This window comes from Streptomyces sp. NPDC033216 (genome assembly GCF_055577115.1).
Map to the genome: position 1 here is coordinate 506,437 of NZ_JBVIQK010000003.1, position 16,688 is coordinate 523,124.

Annotated in this window: 9 protein-coding genes; 6 read left to right on the forward strand and 3 right to left on the reverse strand. The window is 71.5% G+C overall.

Annotated features, from left to right (window positions below):
- Positions 1-134 precede the first annotated feature (134 nt).
- Positions 135-5,333: a family 43 glycosylhydrolase gene (locus tag ACZ5Y0_RS08950; protein WP_469127932.1), complete on the reverse strand. Its 5,199-nt coding sequence runs from the start codon at positions 5,331-5,333 to the stop codon at positions 135-137.
- Between the two features lie 300 nt (positions 5,334-5,633).
- On the opposite strand from ACZ5Y0_RS08950, the gene ACZ5Y0_RS08955 reads away from it, so the two are divergent.
- The 5 genes from ACZ5Y0_RS08955 to ACZ5Y0_RS08975 all read left to right on the forward strand — a co-directional run bounded on the left by ACZ5Y0_RS08955 (position 5,634) and on the right by ACZ5Y0_RS08975 (position 11,625).
- A complete protein-coding gene (locus ACZ5Y0_RS08955; RefSeq protein WP_469127933.1) occupies positions 5,634-6,293 on the forward strand; it encodes a beta-glucanase in 660 nt (219 codons plus the stop codon).
- A gap of 167 nt (positions 6,294-6,460) precedes the next feature.
- Complete coding sequence (locus ACZ5Y0_RS08960; protein WP_469127934.1) at positions 6,461-6,655, forward strand: hypothetical protein; 195 nt, start codon at positions 6,461-6,463, stop codon at positions 6,653-6,655.
- A 124-nt stretch (positions 6,656-6,779) separates the two neighbouring features.
- Positions 6,780-7,622 (forward strand): lysozyme, encoded by an 843-nt coding sequence (locus tag ACZ5Y0_RS08965; RefSeq protein ID WP_469127935.1) that lies wholly within the window; start codon positions 6,780-6,782, stop codon positions 7,620-7,622.
- Positions 7,623-7,713: 91 nt separating this feature from the next.
- Positions 7,714-8,166, forward strand: coding sequence for a hypothetical protein (locus ACZ5Y0_RS08970; RefSeq protein WP_469127936.1), 453 nt, complete (start codon positions 7,714-7,716; stop codon positions 8,164-8,166).
- Positions 8,167-8,250: 84 nt separating this feature from the next.
- Positions 8,251-11,625: a pyruvate carboxylase gene (locus ACZ5Y0_RS08975; RefSeq protein WP_469127937.1), complete on the forward strand. Its 3,375-nt coding sequence runs from the start codon at positions 8,251-8,253 to the stop codon at positions 11,623-11,625.
- Positions 11,626-11,942: 317 nt separating this feature from the next.
- Here the strand turns inward: ACZ5Y0_RS08975 and ACZ5Y0_RS08980 are convergent, their stop codons facing one another.
- The gene (locus ACZ5Y0_RS08980; protein WP_469127938.1) at positions 11,943-12,869 is read right to left on the reverse strand and encodes a GNAT family N-acetyltransferase; all 927 of its coding nucleotides are present in this window, start codon (positions 12,867-12,869) and stop codon (positions 11,943-11,945) included.
- A 212-nt stretch (positions 12,870-13,081) separates the two neighbouring features.
- On the opposite strand from ACZ5Y0_RS08980, the gene ACZ5Y0_RS08985 reads away from it, so the two are divergent.
- The gene (locus ACZ5Y0_RS08985; protein WP_469127939.1) at positions 13,082-13,825 is read left to right on the forward strand and encodes an FAD binding domain-containing protein; all 744 of its coding nucleotides are present in this window, start codon (positions 13,082-13,084) and stop codon (positions 13,823-13,825) included.
- Between the two features lie 55 nt (positions 13,826-13,880).
- Here ACZ5Y0_RS08985 and ACZ5Y0_RS08990 read toward each other — a convergent pair whose 3' ends face one another.
- Entirely contained in the window at positions 13,881-16,427 is a 2,547-nt protein-coding gene (locus ACZ5Y0_RS08990) for a discoidin domain-containing protein (RefSeq protein WP_469127940.1), read from the reverse strand.
- Positions 16,428-16,688: the final 261 nt, after the last annotated feature.

The window sequence follows — 16,688 nt, forward strand, 5'->3', positions numbered from 1 at the left end:
GGACATGACAGCGGTGAGCTGCGGCCGGGACGGTGTGCCGGCCGGTCCGTGTGCCCCGCCCGGCTGACGAGAAGGGGCCGTTCCACCGCCGTCAGGTGCGGTGGAACGGCCCCTTCGCCCCGGACCCGGTGGTCCTAGCCGTGCCGGTGGCCGACGGTGACGGCGCCCGTCACCTTCGCCCCGCCGGCCAGGACGTACACGACGTCGCCCGTGGACCTCTTCCAGATCCTGATGCCGAAGGTGTCCGGGGCGTCTGTGAGGGTGACGCGGAAGGCGTAGCCCGCGATGCCGTCGACGGTGCCGGAGCCCTCGAGGACGGCCCGGGAGCCCGTGACGACCAGCCAGTCGAGTCCCGTGGAGCGCAGCTTCAGCCGTGCCGGGCCGAAGTCGAAGGCGACCCGGCCGGTCGGGGCGCTCGCGCCGGTGCGGTAGTCGGCGGCCAGGGAGAAGGCCGCCCTGCCGGCGAGGCGTGCGTCGGCCGGGTACGCCCCGGCGGGGGAGGCGACGAGGCCCGCGCCCGCCGCGGGGCCGGCGGCACCGTCGTACACGATCAGCTCGGGGAGTGTCGTACTGTCCGAGGCGCCGTCGTCGTCCGTGACGGTCACCACCGCGCGGTGGATGCCCGCCGCGGTGTAGACGTGCGTGGCCCGGCAGCCCGTGTCGGTCACCGTGCCCGGCACCGGCTGCGTGCCGTCGTTCCAGTCGACCGCGCAGGTGTGGCCGTCCGAGGTGCCAGAGTCGGTGAAGCCGACGGTGACGACGACTCGCTGACGGACGCTCACCGGCGACTTCGGGCCGGCCGCGGACGTGATCGCCGGGGCCGCGTCGGCGACGGTGACCATGGCCCAGTCGCTGCTGCGGCCGCCGGTCAGGGTGACCCGGAAGGTTCCGTCGTCCGTGCAGGTGAGCGTCGTACGCGCGGCACCGGCGTCGGCCACGGCGCAGGGCGCCCCCGCCTCCACCGTCCACTTCGCGCCGCCCGCCCCGGAGACGGTCCCGGTCAGGGCGATCGCGTCGCCCTCCTTCCCGGTCGCGTCGGGACCGGCGTGCACGACGGTCACCGGGTCGGCGCCCGTGAGGGTGGGGACGACCTTTCTGATCAGACCGTCCGCGTCGAACTCCAGCCTGTCGACGGTCGTCTCGCGATGGGTGCCGTCACCGCCGGGGAGGGCGAAACGGTGGTAGGCGATGTACCAGTCGTCGCTGTTCGGGACCTGGACGACCGAGTGGTGGCCCGTGCCCTTGATGCCCAGGGCGAGGTCCTTCTCGAGGATCACGCCCCGCTTGGTCCACGGGCCGGTGGGGGAGGGGCCGGTGGCGTAGGCGACGCGGTAGTCCTCGTCCCTGGTGTCGTTCTCCGACCACATGAGGTAGTAGGTGCTCGCGCGCTTGACGACGAAGGAGCCCTCGTTGTACCCGCTCGGGGTGATGTCCTGGACCTTCGACGCGTCGAAGGACGTCATGTCCTCGTTGAGCGGCACGACGTATCCGTGGCCGTTGCCGAAGTACAGGTACGAGCGGCCGTCGTCGTCGGTGAAGACCGCCGGGTCGATCATCTGACCGCTGTACTGGCCGGCCTTCAGCAGCGGCTTGCCCAGCGGGTCCTTGAACGGGCCGGTCGGGGAGTCGGAGACGGCGACACCGATGTTCGCGTCCGCGGAGAAGTAGAAGTAGTACCTGCCGTCCTTCTCCGCGATCGTCGGCGCCCAGGCCCTGCTGTCCGCCCACGCCACGTCCGGCCCCAGGTCGAGGATCACGCCGTGGTCCTTCCAGTGGACCAGGTCGGTGGAGGAGTACGCCTTGAATCGCGTGCCGCTCCAGCCCTCGAAGCCGTCGGTGGTCGGGTACAGGTAGAAGGTGTCGCCGAACCGCACGATGTTCGGGTCGGCGTTGAGCCCGGGCAGCACCGGACTCCGCATGATCAGCGCCGACACGGTCCAGGTGCGCCTGGTGCCGTCGGAGCCGGTCACCTCGTACGTCACGGGACGGGTGAAGTCGTGGACGGTGCCCGAGGCGGGGCTGACGGCCGCGCCGTGGGCGAGGGCGAACTCCGGAGCGAGCGCCGTGAGATCGGTGCCCTCCTGGAGCGGCAGCGTGATCCTGCTGCCCGCGTCGTCGACGAGCGCGTCCACCTTCAGGCCCTGGTGGGTCGCCCGCGCGACGCCCGTGGTGTTGCCGGCCAGCTCCAGGACCTCGGTCGCCGACAGGGCCCGGTCGTAGACGCGGAAGTCGTCGACCTCGCCGCCGAAGTAGGGGTCAGCGGCGTACAGGGAGCGGCCGATGTAACCGCTGTAGTCCTTCGCCGCGTCGTACAGCTCGGACGGCTTGACGCCGACGCCGGTCGTGCGGGCGGCCTGGACGCCGTCCACGTAGAGGACCGCGGTGCCGGATGCCCCGTCCAGGGTGACGGTGACGTGCCGCCACTGGCCGGGGGTGAGCCGCGAGCCGGCGGACAGTTTCCGCTCGGCCGACCAACTGGCGGCGGTGATCGCGGAGTAGAGCTTCGAGGAGCCGTTGGAGGGGCTGGCGAAGAGGTACTTGTCGCTGTCCGGGCCGAGGCCGAACAGCCACTGCCAGTTGTCGCCGCCCTTCCACCTGGCGTACGTGGACACGGTGACGCTGTCGGCGTTCTTCAGCACTCCGGCCGGGATCCTGACGTACGGCGAGGTGGCGGAGTCACCGGACATCTTGAACGAGCCGCCGTCCACGCCGGTCCCGAAGCCGGGCGTCCGGACGTAGGTGCCGTGGAAACCGTGGCCGCTGGAGTCGCGGGCGATGCCGCCGCCGGTCTCGTCGAAGGCGTAGTGCACGAGGAGGTCGGCGGGGGCGTCCGGGCCCTTCTCTGAGACGGTGACCTGGGCGCCGACCACGGTGATGGTGGAGTCGGGCAGGCTGCCCCGCACGGTGAAGGTGCCGGCCTGCGCGTAGGCCGACGCGGGGACGGTCTCCCAGGTCACCCCGACCGGCCGCTCGACACCGTCGGCGTACCGGGCGACGACGGTGGCGGGCAGCACCGGGGCGTCCCCGACGCGGGTCTCGACCTCGATGTCCTCGACGTTCTCCACGAGCTGGTCCGGCTGGTAGGCCTTCAGCATCCGGACGTACTCGGCCTTGGTGACCGGCAGGACCGTGCCGTGGCGGGGCCGGGAGGGGAGGTCGTAGCCGCTGGACGGGGTCCAGACGCCGGAGTCGAGGTCGGTCGTCTCGAAGGGGATGTAGCCGCGGCCGCCGAACTCGTCGAGGAACGCGTACCACTTCTCCTCGGTGTTCGACTTGAACACCAGCGGTCCCTCGGCGGCGTTCATCGCGCCCTTGCCGATGCCTTCGGCGACCGCCGTCCAGGAGGTGCTCAGGAGTGAGTCGCCCTTCTCCTCGAAGACGAACTTGCTGTTCGGTGTGGAGGAGGAGTTGTTCCGCTCGTCCTTCGACAGCCGGTAGTAGGTGCCGTCGTGGCGGATCACCGTGGAGTCGATGACCGAGTAGCCGCGGTCGATCCACACCTTGGGCTCGCTGAACGTGTGGAAGTCGCGGGTCGTGGCGTACATCATGCGGTTGTACGTGTCGCCCGAGTGGCCGGCGTCGGCGTACAGCTTCGACGCCCAGAAGACGACGTACTCGCCGAGCTTCTCGTCGTAATAGGCCTCCGGGGCCCAGGTGTTGCCGGCACTGTCCGGGGAGACCTCGACGAGGCGCTGGTTCGTCCAGTGCACCAGGTCGGTGGACTCCCACACCATGATGGACCTGCTGCCGGTGCGCTGGGCGGCGTCCCAGTCGCCGTTGCCGTAGATCCGCAGGTCGGTGGCGATCTGGTAGAACTTGTCGCCCTCGGGGGAGCGGATGATGAACGGGTCACGCAGGCCCTGCTCGCCGAGCGTGGACGTCAGGACCGGCTTGCCGTCGTTCAGCTCCCGCCACTTCAACGGGTCGTTGCCCTTGCTGAGGGCGAAGTGGACCTGTTCGCCGTCCGCGGTGCCCTCGCCGGTGAAGTAGCTGAACATGTAGCCCTCGAGGTCCTGCTTCGCGGGCAGTTCGGGTAGCTCGGCGGTGAAGTCGCGGGTCGTGGCCGCCGAGCCCTTGGTGACCGTCGCGGTCAGTACGGCCGTGGTGGCGCCCTCGCCGTGCGCGGGACGGTGTACCACCCCGTCGGCGGAGACGACGGCGGGCTTCGCCGAGGACCAGGCGACCCTGGTGCCGTAGGCGCCGTCGGTGGGCAGCGTGAGGTTGCCGCGTACGTCGTCGAGGTTGCGCACGGTGAGCACCTCGGCGGCCTGCTCCGTGGCGGTCCTGTCGTCGAAGGCCGCAGGGACCGTGACCCGGAAGGTCCTGGTGTCGCTGACGGTGCCCTTCTCCAAGGTCGCCGTGAGTGTGGCGTGGCCGTCCGGTTCACCGGGGGCGGGGCGGGTCACCGCGCCGGAGTCCGACACCACGGAGGGGTTGTCGCTCCTCCAGCCGATGGACGAGCCGCCGGCCGTGCCGGTCCTCGGCAGGACGAGGTCCGCGGTGACACCGTCGGTGTCCCCGAGGGTGAGGGCCGACTTGTCGTCGGCGACGCCCCGCGTGGCCACGGGGAGGGCGAGCCGACCGACCTCGGAGCCGGTCAGTGCCCGGTCGTACACGCGGAAGTCGCGCATCCTGCCCTTGAAGAGCCTGTCGCCGGAGTACACGGACCGGCCTATGGAGTTGGCGGTGGTGGTGCCCGAGCCGATGGCGGCCGGGGTGATGGTGACCGCCGTGTTTCGGGCGACCTGCACGCCGTCCTCGTAGAGCGTCCCCGTGCTGCCGGTCTGGGTGTAGGTGATGTGCTTCCACACCGCGCGGGTCAGGTTGTGCGAGTCGGCGGGCCTGGTCGTCTGCTCGGTCGACCAGTTGCCCGTCGCGACGGACGTGCGCAGGGAGTTGCCGGTGGTGAACAGGTAGCCGTCTCCGTTGCCGCCGCTGGAGTTGCCGAAGCCGTAGAGGAAGTACGGCGTGCTCTGGGCCGCGTCGATGAGCACGTCCGTCGAGACGGAGATGGAGTTCAGGCCCTTCATGATGTCGTTCGGCACCTTGACGTAGGTGTCCGAGCCGTTGAAGGCGAGTCCCTGGCCGGTGGTGGACCAGTCGGCGGTGCCCTGCACGGTGCCGTCGCGGCCGTGTCCGGAGGAGTCGGTGACGCCGGCCGGCCCGTCGAGCGCGTACCGCAGCACGAGTCCGTCCGTGATGTCGGCGGGCTCCGCAGCCCGGGCGGCGTTCGTGGTGCCGGTGAGACCCAGGAGCAGGGAGGCGGCGGTCAGTCCGGCGAGGCGGGCCGCCCAGCGTCTCGCGTGGCTGCGACGTCGTGGGGTGTGCGTCATGTCGGCCGCCGTTTCCGCTGTGTGACGTGGTGTTGCGTGAGTGTCAAACGGAGATCGGCACCCCGTCAATAGATCTCGAACCATGTCCGACAGGTCGAACATGGGTGACGCGTGGGGCAACCCCCGTCGCGCCAGGGCCCCTTGAGGGTGGGGCCATCGCTTCGTACTTCCGTGCGCAGGTCGATCACTCGTCCGTACCGAGGTCCCTCACCCGAGTGGCGTACGGGCCGCCGTCGTATGAGTGCTGGTGCAAAGGGCAGGCCTTCCGTGACGCGACGCGCTAGAGCGAGGAGCACGCCGGTGACCGACGTCTGTTTCAGGGCCGACTTCGCCTCGGCCGACCAATGGGTCGCGGGCCGCTCGTGGGCCTATCCCGGAGGCGGTCCCGTCAACCCCGACGACGACAAGCTCGACCACCTGGTGGCCGACCCCGCCTACGCGCGCGCCGGCACCTTCCGGGCCACCCGGCGGGCCGACGGCCTCTGGGACACGGGGCTGCTCACCACGGAAGGCAGCGAAGAGGGCTTCATGGCCCGCACCGGCGACCGGCTGGAGGCCAGGGTCCGGCTCCCCGTCGAGACGGGGGCCTGGCCCGCCATCTGGACCTGGTGCGACGGCGACCAGGAGGTCGACGTCTTCGAATACCACCCCGACAACCCGGACCTGCTGGAACTGTCCAACCGCGTCCGGGACGCCCATCGCTACCTCCGCGACGACGCGGTCCGCCCCGGCGGCTGGATCGACCTCGCCGTCGAGTTCGGCGCCCGCAGCGTCGTCTGGTCCCTGAACGGCACCGTGGTCTTCGCCGACCGGCGGGGACTGGGACGGCACTGGTCCGCCTACCTCATCGTCAACCTCTCGGTGTGCGCCGGCCGTTACCACCCGCCGCCCGACCCGGAGGTGACGGAGATGGCCTTCGAGGTGGCCGCCCTCACCGTCCACCGGGACACCTGCGCCTGACGTCCCGCGGGAGCGGTCGGCGCGCGAGGCACTGTGCCACGGCCCGCCACGGCCGGCCACCCGGCCGTGGCGGTCGGGCTACGGCCTCCCCCGAATGGCCCGCCCCGAGGGGACGCGGGGCGTTCCACACGGTCTTCTGGAGACACGCCCGACAGAAGGGACGAGCCGTGTACGAGATGAAGGTGGGCCTCGCGTCGGGTGGCGGTGAGCATGTGTGGCACGTGGTGGTCCCGCACCACGGGACGAGCCTGTGCGGCACCGATGTCTCCGCCACCGGCGCGACGGCCACGAACACGACCGACCGCCACTGCACCCGCTGCATGATTCATTTGCAGACGCTACTGGACGCCGACCGGAAGTGATCCGGTCGGCCTTTCCGCGGGACCCTCCCGCCTCCTGCCCACCTCCGGTTCTGCCGTCCGGGGGTGCGGCCGACGGAGGGACGAAAAGGTGCGGGCGCCCGCGACAGCACATCAGATGGGAGGCATGCGAAGGCCCATGAGAGCGGCGTCCGGCCGCCTGCGTCTGTACGCGACCGGGCTGCCGGTCGCCCTGTCCATACTCCTTTCCCTGCACCAGCCGATATCCCCGCCGTCCCCCGGCGAGGAGTCACCCGGCATCCCCGCCCGCGGCACCGCCCACATGGGCATGGGCGTCGCCCTCCACGACGGCCGGACCGGCTCCCCCGGCACCCGGGCGGCCGACCGGCCCGAAGGCGTCGACGTCTCCAGCCACCAGCGCGAGGTCGCCTGGCCCGCCCTGTGGGCCTCCGGCGTGACCTGGGCCTACGTCAAGGCCACCGAGGGGACGTCCTACACCAACCCCTACTACAGCAAGCAGTACAGCGGTTCCCGCGCCGTCGGCATGATCCGCGGCGCCTACCACTTCGCGACCCCCGACACCGCCGGCGGCGCCGCGCAGGCCGACTACTTCGTCGACCACGGCGGCGGCTGGACCCGCGACGGCACGACCCTGCCCGGCGTCCTCGACATCGAGTGGAATCCCTACGGCGACGCCTGCTTCGGCAGGACACGGGCCTCGATGATCTCCTGGATCGCGAACTTCCTCGCCCGCTACAAGGCCCGCACCGGCCGCGACGCCGTCATCTACACCGCCACCAGCTGGTGGACGCAGTGCACCGGCAACTACGCCGGATTCGGCGCCACCAACCCCCTGTGGATCGCGCGGTACGCCTCGACGCCGGGCACCCTCCCGGCCGGCTGGGCCCACCACACCTTCTGGCAGTACACCTCCACCGGACCCACCGTCGGCGACCACGACCGGTTCAACGGAACCGCGGACAGACTGCGGAAGCTGGCCACCGGCTGACCGCGCCGATGGCGCGAGGCCCGTCGTCGGGCATCCGACTATCCGGGCCGAACCGGGTGTGACCGGGCCGGTCCGGGGGACAGGCGAGATCATGGACACGTACGAAGACGGACCCGACCGCGACCACCGCCGGCCCGAAGGGGTGAGCGGCGACACCGTGAAGGCCCTGGGTGCACTGTCGAAAGCGCTGGAGACGACGGAACGGGCCAGAGGGCACCTCTACGGCTTCCACCAGCTGACCGGCACCGCGGACCTCCAACTGGACGAAGCGGTCACCCTGCTGCGCAAGGCCGGGCACGACGAGTGGGCCGAGACGGTCGCCACCGAGATCCGCGGCCGCAACGTCATCCCCGGCCACTGGACCTTCCAGATCGTCGAGGCCTACGACCGCACGTACTACCAGCCGTTCAAGCGGCTGGAGCGAGCCGCCGTGGACGAGCTGGCCGAGGGCCGGGACCACCTCTACGAGGCGGAGCTGAAGGAAGCACGCCGTACCGCCGGTCATCCTGACCACACCGCCCGCCCGGATTCGGGCGAAACGTGAGGGCGAGTGGCCCGACTCACATGGCACTCCGGTGACGGCACCGACACCATGGTCCCGTCACCGGCAGGCTGAAGGGATCCCAGGATGTTCCGCAAGGTGCTGGTCGCCAACCGTGGTGAGATCGCGATCCGGGCGTTCCGCGCCGGCTACGAGCTGGGCGCGCGCACCGTCGCGGTGTTCCCGCACGAGGACCGCAACTCGCTGCACCGGCTCAAGGCCGACGAGGCTTACGAGATCGGGGAGCCGGGACATCCGGTCCGGGCGTACCTGTCCGTGGAGGAGATCGTCGGCGCGGCGCGCCGGGCGGGCGCGGACGCCGTCTACCCCGGCTACGGGTTCCTCTCCGAGAACCCCGAACTGGCCCGCGCCTGCGAGGAGGCGGGCATCACCTTCGTCGGGCCCGACGCCCGCACCCTGGAACTGACCGGGAACAAGGCCCGCGCCGTCGCCGCCGCCCGCGCCGCCGGCGTACCCGTCCTCGGCTCCTCCGAACCCTCCAACGACATCGACGAGTTGGTCCGCGCCGCCGAGTCCGTCGGCTTCCCCGTCTTCGTCAAGGCGGTCGCCGGCGGCGGCGGACGCGGTATGCGGCGCGTCGAGGACCCCGCCCAGCTGCGCGAGTCCATCGAGGCCGCGTCCCGCGAGGCGGCGTCCGCGTTCGGCGACCCCACCGTCTTCCTGGAGAAGGCCGTCGTCGACCCCCGCCACATCGAGGTGCAGATCCTCGCCGACGGCGAGGGCAACGTCATCCACCTCTTCGAACGCGACTGTTCGGTCCAGCGCCGCCACCAGAAGGTCATCGAACTCGCGCCGGCCCCCGACCTGGCCCCGGAGCTGCGCGACCGGATCTGCGCCGACGCCGTCCGCTTCGCCCGCGAGATCGGCTACCGCAACGCCGGCACCGTCGAGTTCCTCCTCGACCGCGACGGCAACCACGTCTTCATCGAGATGAACCCGCGCATCCAGGTCGAGCACACGGTCACCGAGGAGGTCACCGACGTCGACCTCGTCCAGGCCCAGCTGCGCATCGCCTCCGGCGAGACCCTCGCCGGCCTCGGCCTGTCGCAGGACACGGTGACTTTGCGGGGCGCGGCCCTCCAGTGCCGTATCACCACCGAGGACCCCGCGAACGGCTTCCGCCCCGACACCGGCCGCATCAGCGCCTACCGCTCCCCGGGCGGTTCCGGCATCCGCCTCGACGGCGGAACCACCCACGCCGGCACGGACATCAGCGCCCACTTCGACTCGATGCTGGTCAAACTCACCTGCCGGGGCCGGGACTTCCCGACCGCGATCCGCCGCGCCCGGCGGGCCGTCGCCGAGTTCCGCATCCGCGGCGTGGCCACCAACATCCCCTTCCTCCAGGCCGTCCTGGACGACCCCGACTTCCAGGCCGGGCGGGTCACCACCTCCTTCATCGAGGAGCGCCCGCACCTGCTCACCGCCCGCCACTCCGCCGACCGCGGCACCAAACTGCTCACCTACCTGGCCGACGTCACCGTGAACAAGCCGCACGGCGAGCGGCCCGACCTGATCGACCCCGCGACCAAGCTGCCCCCGCTGCCCGCCACCGAGCCGCCCGCCGGCTCCCGGCAGCGACTCGTCGACCTCGGCCCCGAAGGCTTCGCCCACTGGCTGCGCGAATCGCCGACGCTCGGCGTCACCGACACCACCTTCCGCGACGCCCACCAGTCGCTCCTCGCCACCCGCGTGCGCACCAAGGACCTCCTCGCCGCCGCCCCGGCCGTCGCCCACACGCTGCCCGGACTGCTCTCCCTGGAATGCTGGGGCGGCGCCACCTACGACGTCGCCCTCCGCTTCCTCGCCGAGGACCCCTGGGAGCGGCTCGCCGCCCTGCGCGAGGCCGTCCCCAACATCTGCCTCCAGATGCTGCTGCGCGGCCGCAACACCGTCGGCTACACCCCGTACCCGACCGAGGTCACCGACGCCTTCGTGCAGGAGGCCGCCGCCACCGGCATCGACATCTTCCGCATCTTCGACGCCCTCAACGACGTCGGCCAGATGCGCCCCGCCATCGACGCCGTACGCGAGACGGGCACCGCGATCGCCGAGGTCGCCCTCTGCTACACCTCCGACCTGTCCGACCCGGACGAACGCCTCTACACCCTCGACTACTACCTGCGCCTGGCCGAACAGATCGTCGAGGCCGGCGCCCACGTCCTGGCCGTCAAGGACATGGCGGGCCTGCTGCGCGCCCCCGCGGCGGCCACCCTCGTCTCCGCGCTGCGCCGCGAGTTCGGCCTGCCGGTGCATCTGCACACCCACGACACCGCGGGCGGCCAGCTCGCCACCTACCTCGCCGCGATCCAGGCCGGTGTCGACGCCGTCGACGGGGCCGTCGCCTCCATGGCCGGGACGACCTCACAGCCGTCGCTGTCGGCGCTGGTCGCCGCGACCGACCACTCCGACCGCCCCACCGGGCTCGGCCTCCAGGCGGTCGGCGACCTGGAGCCGTACTGGGAGGGCGTCCGCCGGATCTACGCCCCCTTCGAGGCGGGCCTCGCCTCGCCCACCGGCCGCGTCTACCACCACGAGATCCCCGGTGGTCAGCTGTCCAACCTGCGCACCCAGGCCGTCGCGCTCGGCCTCGGCGACCGTTTCGAGGACATCGAGGCGATGTACGCCGCCGCCGACCGCATCCTCGGCCGCCTGGTGAAGGTCACCCCGTCGTCCAAGGTGGTGGGCGACCTCGCCCTGCACCTGGTCGGCGCGGGCGTGTCCCCGCAGGACTTCGAGACGAACCCCGACTCGTACGACATCCCGGACTCCGTCATCGGATTCCTGCGCGGTGAACTCGGCACCCCGCCCGGCGGCTGGCCCGAGCCGTTCCGCACCAAGGCCCTCCGTGGCCGGGCCGGGGCCAAGCCCGTCCCTGAGCTGACCACCGAGGACCGGGAGGGCCTGGAGAAGACCCGCCGCGCCACCCTCAACCGGCTGTTGTTCCCCGGCCCGACCCGCGACTTCGACACCCACCGCCAGGCCTACGGCGACACCAGCGTCCTGGACAGCAAGGACTTCTTCTACGGCCTGCGTCCGGGCAAGGAGTACGCCGTCGACCTGGAGCCCGGGGTGCGGCTGCTGATCGAGCTACAGGCCGTGGGCGAGGCCGACGAGCGCGGCATGCGCACCGTGATGTCCTCCCTGAACGGCCAGCTCAGGCCCATTCAGGTCCGTGACCAGGCGGCCGCCTCCGACCTCCCGGTCACCGAGAAGGCCGACCGGTCCGAGCCCGGCCATGTCGCGGCGCCGTTCGCGGGTGTGGTCACGCTGGCGGTCGCCGAGGGCGACGAGGTGGAGGTCGGCGCCACGGTGGCCACCATCGAGGCGATGAAGATGGAGGCCACCATCACCGCCCCGCGGGGCGGCCGGGTCAACCGGCTGGCCATCAACCGGATCCAGCAGGTGGAGGGCGGCGACCTGCTCGTCGAGGTGGGCTGAGCGAGCCGGCGGCGCGCCCTTCCGGCAGAAGGGCGGCGCCGACCGTCGGGCGGCGCCGCACGTCCGGCGCCTGCGCGCGCCGTCCGTGCCGTGCCGCCCGACGGGCCGCCCCCGTAGGCCGGGAGCGTGGCCCGCACGCGGTCGCGCAGTCCCGGCTCGGACAACGGGGCGATCACCTGGGCCTTCACCGTGCCCGTGGTCGCCTCGCGCGTGGCACCGATCCCACACCGCCGCGGTCCGGTGGCCGGCCCGCCGCACTGCGCCGCTCGCGGTCCTGGCCCGTCTCGGGGACTGAACCGGGCGGAGTCGGCGTCCGCTCACCTCAGTACCGCCTCCCAGGTGTCGACGGCGTAGTGCACGGTCATCCCGTTGCGCGCGTACAACTGGGGAGCGCCGGTGGCGTTGGAGGTGTCCACGCCCAGCCCCACCGTGTCCCGGCCCCGCGCGGCGAACGCCGCGAAGGCGTTGTGCAGCAGCAGGCCGGCGAGGCCCCGGCCGCGCGCCTCGCGCAGCACACCGAGGCTGCGGATCCAGCCCATGGCCTCACGGTCGTCGCGAGCGAGCAGGAACCCGGCGTCGCCGAGGTCCTCCGTGGCGACGATCCACACCAGTGACCAGTCGAGGCCCTGTGCGTCGACGTCGTGCAGCCACTGCTCGTAGCCGCGCGGCTGGAAGTCGAAGTGGTCGGCGAAGCTCGCCTGATACAGCGCGTGCACCCGCCGTCGGTCCGCCTCGTCGGCGCAGGCCCGCAGCCGCACGCCCGCGGGCGGTACGGGCGGCAGGTCGGCGAGCCGGTCCAGGGGGCGCCGCAGCACGTGGTACCGCCGTACGACGTACCAGCCCCGGGTGCGGATCACCTCGGTGTCGAGGGTGGGCCGTACGTTGAGATGCAGGTGGACCACGGCTCGCGCGGATCCGTTCGCGCGGGCCTTGCTCAGCGCCCTGGCCTCCATCGCCGCCAGCAGCGACCGGCCGGCCTCCTGGTGCTCGGGCAGGACGTAGTGGTCGATGTCGATGCGCTCGCCGGACGACTCGTCCCACAGCAGGCCGTAGGCCACCAGCCGCTCCCCCTCGAAGGCGAGCCACGAGTCCTGGGCGAGGTCGGTCTCCGGGTGCTTGAGGTCCGCCTCGACAGCGTGCAGGTCCGTCTCTGGCCGGCCGATCTCGATGAGGTCGACGGCGTTGAGCAGGTCGGTGACGGCGGGCGCGTCGGCGAGCGTGGCGGGACGCAGGGCGTAGGACATGGGGCAAGCGTCCGGGGGAGGAGAAGCGGACCGCAACGGATTATCTGTCCGGGAACCCGCGGTCCCACCCACACGAGAGGCGCACACTGCGAGGCAGTGAGCCCTGTACGCGCCCCCACGGGGGTGGGCAGAATGCGCCCTGCAAGAGTGATCATATGGCGGAGGCGTCGGTTCCGCACCGCCGACCTCCCCGGGAAGGCAGGTCGGTCGCCGTGTTGTTGCGTCTTCCCACCTCCATGTCCGCAGCGCAGGAATGCCTCGCTGAGGGTGCCGTACCGATAGGCGGGGCCACTCTCGTGTGGGCCACCTGGCAGCGGGACGGTTTCCCTGAACTGGCCATGTCCTTGCGCGAGTTGCCTGCGGCCAACGCGGTCGGGCGCGGGGCGCTGGGCGCGGCGGTGGTGCTGCACCGCATCGACGGGGGGCTGCCGGAGGTGCTGCGCCGGGCGGCGTCCACCGTCGGCACCGGAGCCGTGCGCAGGACCGCCACCGTCGGCGGCAACATCGTCGGCAGCACCCTGCGGTGTCTGCTGCCCGCCGTCCTCGTGCTGGACGCGCGGGCCACGGTGCTCGAACCCGACCGCGTGTACGAGACGGACATCGCCGAGGTCGTGGCCAAGCGTCACCTCATGCTCGGCCTGCGCTGGCGCGACCCCGTCGTGAGCGGCTACCACAAGGTTCCCGCGGACGCGGGCGGCCCGCCGCCCTTCGTCGTGGCGACCGCCGTCCACGCCGACGGCGACGATCGCGGGCTCCTGCGGGTCGCCGCCCGCGACGGCTACGAGGTGCTCAGCGAGAGCGTCCGGTGCGAGGCCGGCCCCGAAGAGGCGCTGCACGCACTGGACCGCACGGAGTTCGGCGCGCTGCCCGCCGAGGCCCGCGAGGTCGTTCACCGGCAGGTCACGGACGTCCTCGCCCGTGCCGCCGGGGACCGGCCGGGGCCTTCGGTGACGTGAGGCCCCGGCCGGACCCGCCGGTACGGTCGTACCGGCGGGCGGTTGACGTCCTACCTCACGGGAACTGAGTGATCTTGGACGGAATGGTGTCCGTTCCCGAGGTCGGCGCACCCGTGTCGTTGACGACGTGTGCGTACTGTCCCTTGCCGCCCAGGGAGATCACCTGGAGGCTGTGCAGCCTCACACCCGGCTTCACCGGGACCTGGAAGCCGTGGTGCTGCACGATCGAGGGGTCGGACGTGAAGTTGCAGTAACTGCCCAACCCCCAGGCCTCGTGCTCGTTCACCGAGTCGGCCACCTTGTAGGCCGCGTATCCGACGATGCCGTCATGGGTGACGGCGGCCGGGTTCGGGACGTCGTAGGCCTTCTCGTTCTGGAAGAAGATCGTCCGTCCGCGTTCGCCGTTCCAGACGACGTCGTACTTGTTGAAGTGCTCCACGAATAGGCCGGTGGTGAGGACGTCGTCGCCGTTGACCCGCAGACCGTAGTCGGCGCGGTTGGTCTCCCAGCCGACGCCTTCCCCGTGGTCGGCGCGCCAGATCCAGGTGTGGTCGATGACCACGTCGTCACTGTTGACCACCACCGAGTCGGTCGCCAGGCCGGGGCCGGCACCGCCGATGCGGACGAACACGTCCTGAACGGTGGTGGGGTTGGCGGCGTGGTCGGCGCTCGACCCGGCCGGACCGATCCGCAGCAGCGCGTCGGAGCGCACCGAGCCCGCGTCGATGAGGAACCCGGCGAGCCGCACGCCGTCGACGTCGGCCACGTGCATCGCGTCCACACCGCCGTCGGGCACGAGCGTGGCCAGGCCGAGGCCCAGTACGACCGTGTTGGCGCGGTCGACCTCGATCGCGCGGTCGAGGTGGTAGACGCCGGGCGTGAACAGCAGGTGGAGGCCCTGGGCGAGCGCGGCGTTGATGGTGGCGGCCGTCGCGCCCGGCTTGACGACGTAGAACTGGCTCAGCGGGATCGAGGTGCCGCCCGCGTTGGCCGGCCAGGACACTCCGCGCGCGTTCGTGCGCTTGGCGGGCACGAACACCTTGTAGTCGGCGCCGTCGAGGTACAGGAACGGCTTCTCGCGGGATACCGGCGTGGAGTCCAGAGTGGTGTACGGGCCGGTGTCGAAATTGGTGGCCGGGGCGCCCTGTACACCGGAGAACGTCATGTTCCACACGCCGTTGGTCCAGCCGCCGACCGAGCTGTCACGGGTGTACCACTGCTGCTGGGAGTACGGCCCCACGGTGCCGTCGATCTTGGAGTCGGCGATGTAGCCGCCGGAGGCCCAGCCGTAGCCGTTCGGCGCGAGGTTGAGGCCGCCCTGGACGTGGATCCGGCGGAACGGCGCGGCCTGCGCCACCGCCCACCGGTCGGTGCCGTTGACCGGCCGGATGGCCAGGTTCTCCGCCGAACGCCAGAAGTTCTGGGTGGCGTTGCCGTTGAACCAGCCCGCGTCGACGGTGACGTCGCCGTTGATCTGGGTGTCGTCGGGATTGAGTCCGAGCCCGGAGATCGAGGTGTAGAAGCCGATCTGGGCGTTGATGCCGTTGTACGTGCCCGGCTTCAGCAGGAACTGGTAGCGCCCGGAGCCGAACTGGTTCGACTCCTGCTGGGCGAAGACCTGGTCGAACTTCCGCTGGAGGTCGGGGGTGGCGGGGTCCACGACGATGACGTTCGGCCCCAGGTCACCGCCGCCCTGGATCGGGGGCGGGCCGCCGGTGCCGGTGTGCACGGCGACCTCCCACAGCGAGTAGCCGTACGGCGTGGCGCGGGTGGTCCCGTTGATCCGCACGTAGCGGCCCGAGCCGCTCACGTCGTAACTCGTCCGGCCGCCGGTCGCGGCGGTCACGGCGCGGAGGGTGTTCCAGGTCTGCCCGTCCGAGGAGGCCTGGATCTGGAAGTCCTTCGCGTAGGCGGCCTCCCAGTTCAGGTCGATCTTGCAGAGGTCCCGCACCGACCCCAGGTCGACCCGCAGCCACTGGGGGTCGGAGGCCTGGCTGGACCAGCGGGTGCCGTCGTCGCCGTCGAAGGCGGCGGAGGCGGGGGTGCCGGCGTTCTCCGTCGAGGAGGCCGAAGCGGGCTTGCCCCGCGCCGCGTTCGCGGTGTCGCAGGTGGCGGGAGTGGAGCCGCCCGAGCTGCCGTAGACCTGGAACTCCCAGAGGGAGTAGCCCCAACCGGTGGCCCGCTGCACGCCCTGCATCCGGACGTAGCGGCCCTGGCCGGACACGTCGAGGGTGTCGGTGCCGCCGTCGCCGCCGGTGACCGACCTCAGGTCGGTCCAGGTGCTGCCGTCCGCGGAGATCTGGAGCCGGTAGTCCTTGCCGTAGGCGGCCTCCCACTGGAGCACCACCCGGGTGACGGTGGCGGTGGCGCCGAGGTCCACCTGGAGCCACTGCGCATCCGTGGCGGCGGAGGACCACCGGGTGCCGGTGTTGCCGTCCACGGCCAAGGCGGCGGCGGTGCCGGCGTTCTCGGTCGACGACGCGGTGGCCGTCCGGCCCTGGGACAGGAGGGTGTCGGCCGCTGCCGCGGGTGGCTGGGTCGTCGGGAGGGTGAGCAACGCTGCCGTGGCGGCGAGCGCGACACCCAGGGATCTGAGTCTCATGCTGATTCCCTGCGGGTGAGTGCGGGTGCGTACGGTGCTGTACGGAGGGTGGGGGTGCGTACGGACGGCTGCGCGTCCGTGCGGTGGGACGGGAGGTGCGCAACGCGGCGAGGCAGCCGCTTAGTTCATGACTTGATTTAACTGATGACTTCTCTTGTCCGGCAAGCCCCGTGACGCAGGAAACTTTTCAAGCGGTGACCGTGGCCGACCCGCCGCGATCACCGCCGCGTTCAGAAGATGGCGACGGGGCTCCCTCAGGCG

Coding starts and splice junctions, on each gene's coding strand:
- ACZ5Y0_RS08950 (WP_469127932.1), bottom strand. CDS start 5,333: ATGACGCACACCCCACGACGTCGCAGCCACGCGAGACGCTGGGCGGCC.
- ACZ5Y0_RS08965 (WP_469127935.1), top strand. CDS start 6,780: ATGCGAAGGCCCATGAGAGCGGCGTCCGGCCGCCTGCGTCTGTACGCG.
- ACZ5Y0_RS08970 (WP_469127936.1), top strand. CDS start 7,714: ATGGACACGTACGAAGACGGACCCGACCGCGACCACCGCCGGCCCGAA.
- ACZ5Y0_RS08975 (WP_469127937.1), top strand. CDS start 8,251: ATGTTCCGCAAGGTGCTGGTCGCCAACCGTGGTGAGATCGCGATCCGG.
- ACZ5Y0_RS08980 (WP_469127938.1), bottom strand. CDS start 12,869: ATGTCCTACGCCCTGCGTCCCGCCACGCTCGCCGACGCGCCCGCCGTC.
- ACZ5Y0_RS08990 (WP_469127940.1), bottom strand. CDS start 16,427: ATGAGACTCAGATCCCTGGGTGTCGCGCTCGCCGCCACGGCAGCGTTG.